Origin of the sequence: Peptoniphilus sp. HMSC062D09, from assembly GCF_001811425.1 — a bacterium.
Classification (GTDB): Bacteria; Bacillota; Clostridia; order Tissierellales; family Peptoniphilaceae; genus Peptoniphilus_A.
The window spans coordinates 1-4,749 of record NZ_KV804677.1; the positions used below are offsets into that span (position 1 = coordinate 1).

4 protein-coding genes and 1 pseudogene are annotated in these 4,749 nt (G+C 32.9%); all 5 read left to right on the forward strand.

Annotated elements, in window-relative coordinates; genetic code table 11:
* Positions 1-59 precede the first annotated feature (59 nt).
* Positions 60-1,730, forward strand: a complete 1,671-nt coding sequence (locus HMPREF2801_RS00005; protein WP_070609821.1) for a recombinase family protein — start codon at positions 60-62, stop codon at positions 1,728-1,730.
* A gap of 52 nt (positions 1,731-1,782) precedes the next feature.
* Positions 1,783-2,424 carry a hypothetical protein gene (locus HMPREF2801_RS00010; RefSeq protein WP_029749608.1) on the forward strand — a complete coding sequence of 214 codons (642 nt, stop codon included), beginning with the start codon at positions 1,783-1,785 and terminating at the stop codon, positions 2,422-2,424.
* A gap of 160 nt (positions 2,425-2,584) precedes the next feature.
* Complete coding sequence (locus tag HMPREF2801_RS00015) at positions 2,585-2,905, forward strand: DUF3847 domain-containing protein (RefSeq protein ID WP_070609823.1); 321 nt, start codon at positions 2,585-2,587, stop codon at positions 2,903-2,905.
* A gap of 240 nt (positions 2,906-3,145) precedes the next feature.
* A complete protein-coding gene (gene mobQ / locus HMPREF2801_RS00020) occupies positions 3,146-4,606 on the forward strand; it encodes a MobQ family relaxase (protein ID WP_070609825.1) in 1,461 nt (486 codons plus the stop codon).
* A gap of 61 nt (positions 4,607-4,667) precedes the next feature.
* Positions 4,668-4,749: pseudogene (locus tag HMPREF2801_RS00025) on the forward strand (nuclear transport factor 2 family protein); the annotation flags it as partial.

Genomic DNA, 4,749 nt, shown 5'->3' on the forward strand with positions numbered 1-4,749 from the left:
AAAGGATTAACCTTATAGGGACAGAGAAAATAATAAAACTTGGAAAGGAGGTAATTCTCATGTCAAATACGAAAAGAACAGGACAAACAGCCCTTTATGAGCGTTTAAGTCGTGATGATGAAATGCAAGGAGAAAGCAATTCCATTACCAATCAAAAGCAATTACTTGAAAGTTATGCCAAAAGAAACGGCTTTGCAAATATCTATCACTATACCGATGACGGAGTTAGCGGAACAACCTTTGATAGACAGGGATTTCAAAAGATGATAAAAGCAGTAGAAGAAAACAAAGTATCTACTGTGATAGTAAAAGATATGAGTAGGTTTGGCAGAGATTATCTCAAAGTAGGCTTTTACACCGAAATACTTTTCAAAGAAAAGGGAGTAAGGTTTATCGCCATCAATAACGGAATAGATAGTGAGAAACAAGCAGAAAGCGACTTTACCCCATTTCTAAACATTATGAACGAATGGTATGCAAGAGATACATCAAGAAAAATACAATCTATCTTCAGAGCAAGAATGGAAGAGGGTAAAAGAGTATCGCCAAGCGTTCCATACGGCTATTATAGAAACCCTAAGAATAAACAGGAGCTACTTGTCGATAAAGAGAGTGCAAAGGTCGTAAAACGCATTTATAGGCTTGTAATAGAGGGATATGGCGTAACACAGATAGCAGATATACTAACCAAAGATAAAGTCCTTATCCCATCAGCCTATGCAGAAATACACTATCCTGAAAATAACCACAGTTCCAAGAAAAGAGGAATAGAAGACCCGTATTTTTGGACACCAACCACAGTAAGCTATATCTTAGAAAAGCAAGAATATATGGGACATACTGTACTTGGTAAAACAATATGCCTTGATTATAAGACCAAGAAACGAAGAAAGGCGAAAGAAGATGAACTCATTATATTCAAAAATACCCATGAAGCTATCATAGATGAAGAAACATGGAATAACGCCCAAAGGTTAAGAAAGACAGTAAGAAGAAGTCCGAAGTACGGGACAACATCCCACCCATTTACAGGACTTTTAATCTGTGCAGATTGTGGAGGAAAATTAAGTTACAGAGAGCCGGCAGAACATAAAGAAAAGAAATATGATAGTGATTACTCTTTTGTATGTCAACATTACCGACACAGAAAAGGCACTTGCAGTATGCACTACATCAAAGTAAAAACAGTAAATGAAATTCTATTAAAATCAATCAAAGAAATCACAGACTTTGCCAAAGAAGAAAAGCAAGAATTTCTAAAAGTGATGAACAAATTATCCGATGAAAAAAGGGAAGAAAAGTATCAAGATGATAAAACGAAATTAGAAAAATTATCTTCAAGAAATGAAGAACTAACAACCCTTATTACAAAGCTATATGAAGACCATACACTTGGAAAAATTCCTGTAAAACACTTTGATAGATTATTTAACACCTATGATACAGAGCAACAAGAATTAGAAAAACAAATACAGTATTTTGAGCAAGAAATAGAAAGCTACCATCAGAGGAAAGTTGACACCGATAAATTTCTAAAAATGATAGAAAAGTATACAGATATTGAGGAACTGACAGTACCAATGATAAACGAGTATATTGAAAAAGTAGTAGTCCACGAAGCAACAGGAGGAAGACAAGGCAAAAACAGAAAACAACAGGTTGATGTTTATTTTAACTTTATAGGCAACTGTCAAGTACCACAAAAAGCCAATATAGAAAAAATGGCTTAAAATGGTATAATATAGTTGGATAAATTTGAATTTATGATGGAGATAGAATGTAATGATAAGAGAGTTAAAAGATGATGGAAAATCATATATAAAAATATTTTTAATTGGAATATTGGTGGGATGTATTACTCGATTGTTAGATTACTGTTCATTAGATACTTTATGGAGTTGGTCTTCTATTCAAACGCTATTAGGATTTTGGATGATTTCAAATACTATAATAGTGGTAAAGAGTTCATCGAATAAGTGTGCAGGAATTAGCTCATTCTTATATATGTTTGGAATGACATTGAGTTTTTATGGATTGCAGGTTATTCTTGGTATGTTTATTCCAATGTTTTCGGATAGATTTCGTTTTTCTTTATTTATAATGTTTACGATTTTATCCATACCATGTGCGATCGCAGCGTTTATCCTTTATTATTGGAATAAAAATGAATTTTATAACTCTGTTTTATATTCATTGCCGGTAGGAGCATTATTTTCAGAGACGGTAGCTATAGCAATAAAATTTCACATGACACATACTTTTTTGTTTCAGTTACTAATGGATGGAATTGGAACTATTGCTTTTGGAGTATTGTTTTTCAAAAAAGTTAAAAATCGCTATGTGTACTTGTTTTCTATCATCATAAGTTTCTTAGTATTTTACTTTATTCTATATCACAGGGAAGTTCTTACTTGGTTGGAGTAAAATTATTCTATATAGATTATAAAGGAACGAGACATTATTTTAACTAAATCCCAGTTTGTCGAGCTGAATAAAACTGAATATTAAAGATATAGGGCGATAGAAAGTAAAACATCTATCGTCTTTTCTTATGCTCAAAATTTGAAAGAGAGGAAAACAGAAAATGAAAAATATAGATGAAAAAATTTTAATGGCAGAAGAAGAAATCAAGCAACTACAAAACAAAAGAAAAAAACTCATCAGTCAACAGAAACAGGAAGAAAGAAAAAAGAGAGATAAAAGGATATATGAAAAAGGAGCAGTCTTTGAAAGTATATTTACAGAAAGCAAGAACTTAACCAAAGATGAATTTTATCAGCTAATCACATCTCTAATTCGTAAAGAAGAAGCCAATATCAAAATACAAAAAATCATAGAAAGCAGAGAAGAAACAGAAGTAGAAAATACAGGAAAAGAAGATGAAGAAACGGACATCGAAGAATAGTCCCTTGTTTACAAGGGCGCACATATACACCCTAAAGGGTGTGTGCGTTCTCCGAAGGCTCTTGCAGAGAGCATATCAGCTAAGGCTGATACAGGGGAGCTACACTCCCCTACGGAAATAAATTTCCTACCCCTTGTAAACTTCCCAAAAGAAATCGGATAGAAAACTATCCGATTTTTTTAGGAAGTCTTATCCATCGCCACCATATTCATATCAGAAAAAGAGAGGAGGTTTTTAGCTATGGCGATATATCATCTTTGTATAAAGATTGTCTCAAGAGGAAAAGGCAAAAGTGCAGTAGCAGCTTCCGCCTATCGAAGTGGTGAAAAGATAAAAAACGAGTATGACGGAATAGTCCATGACTTTACAAGAAAAGGTGGAATAGCACATACAGAAATCCTATTGCCACAAAATGCACCTGAAGAATTTTCAAACCGTTCTGTCTTATGGAATAGCGTGGAGAAAATAGAAAAAAGTAAAAATTCACAGCTTGCAAGAGAAATAGAAATTGCCTTGCCTAAAGAATTGGACAGGGAAAAACAAATAAATCTTGTAAGAGAGTATGTAAAAGAAAATTTTGTAAAAGTCGGTATGTGTGCCGATATTGCTTTACATGATAAAAATGATGGAAACCCACACGCACATATCCTACTTACTATGCGACCGTTAAATGAAGATAAAACATGGGGAGCAAAATCAAAAAAGGAATATATCCTTGATGAAAACGGAGAAAAAGTAAAACTTAAAAACGGCAATTATAAAACAAGGAAAATAAATACAACCGATTGGAACGAACAAGGCAAAGCAGAGCAGTGGCGAAAAGCATGGGCAGATATTACAAACAAATATCTTGAAGAAAATAGCATACAGGAAAAAGTAGACCATCGTTCTTATCAAAGACAGGGCATAGAACAAATACCGACCATTCATTTAGGCGTATCAGCAAGTCAAATGGAGAAGAAAGGCATAGCTACCGACAGAGGAAATATCAATCGAGAAATCAAACATCAAAATATGATTTTAAGAGAAATTTCAAGAAGAATAAAAGCATTGTTAAATTGGATAAGGAGAATTGGAAAAGAAGAAAAATCAGAAAATCAAAATACAAAGTCCACCCTTCCACCCAAAGGAAATTTGCAATCAATCTTTGAAAATCTTATCCGTAAAAATGCAGATAACAATAATACAGATTTAGAGAAATATATTGAGAGTTATCAATTACTCAAAGAAAAAAATATCACTTCATTATCTGAGCTTAAAGAAAATATAGTTACCCTAAGAGATAAAAATTATAAGACCACAAGAGCCTTAAAAGATACCGAGAAAAAGATTGATGAAAAAACACAACTCATCGACCAGTCAGAAAAATATTTGAAGTACAAGGACATCTACAAAGCCTATGCAAAGTTAAAGAAAATAAAACAGGAAGATTTTTATAATGAGCATACGGCGAAGCTTATTCTATTTGAAAGTGCAAGGAAACATCTCAAAGAGCATTTAGGGGAAAGTAAGACCTTAAATATATCCAAATGGAAATCGGAACTTACCACTTTGAAGAAAGATAAAAAGAGCCTATATAGTAAAATATTAGAAATACGAGAAGAAGTAGAACAGGCTGAAAAAGTTAAGACCTGTATAGAGCAGTTACAGGAACAAGAAAAACAACTATCACAGGTAAAGAGGAATGAGTTAGACCTATAAAACTAAGTGAAAAAATGGTATAATTATATATAATTATTTGATTTTGGAGGTGCTTAAATTTATGAATGAAAGAGAAAAAATCATTCGTTTATGGTTTGATATGTGGCTAACACAACAAGACTTAGGTATAGATGATATTTTTT

Excerpts from the sequence above, each read along its gene's own strand:
- HMPREF2801_RS00005 (WP_070609821.1), top strand. The coding sequence starts at position 60 with ATGTCAAATACGAAAAGAACAGGACAAACAGCCCTTTATGAGCGTTTA.
- HMPREF2801_RS00010 (WP_029749608.1), top strand. The coding sequence starts at position 1,783 with ATGATAAGAGAGTTAAAAGATGATGGAAAATCATATATAAAAATATTT.
- HMPREF2801_RS00015 (WP_070609823.1), top strand. The coding sequence starts at position 2,585 with ATGAAAAATATAGATGAAAAAATTTTAATGGCAGAAGAAGAAATCAAG.
- mobQ (WP_070609825.1), top strand. The coding sequence starts at position 3,146 with ATGGCGATATATCATCTTTGTATAAAGATTGTCTCAAGAGGAAAAGGC.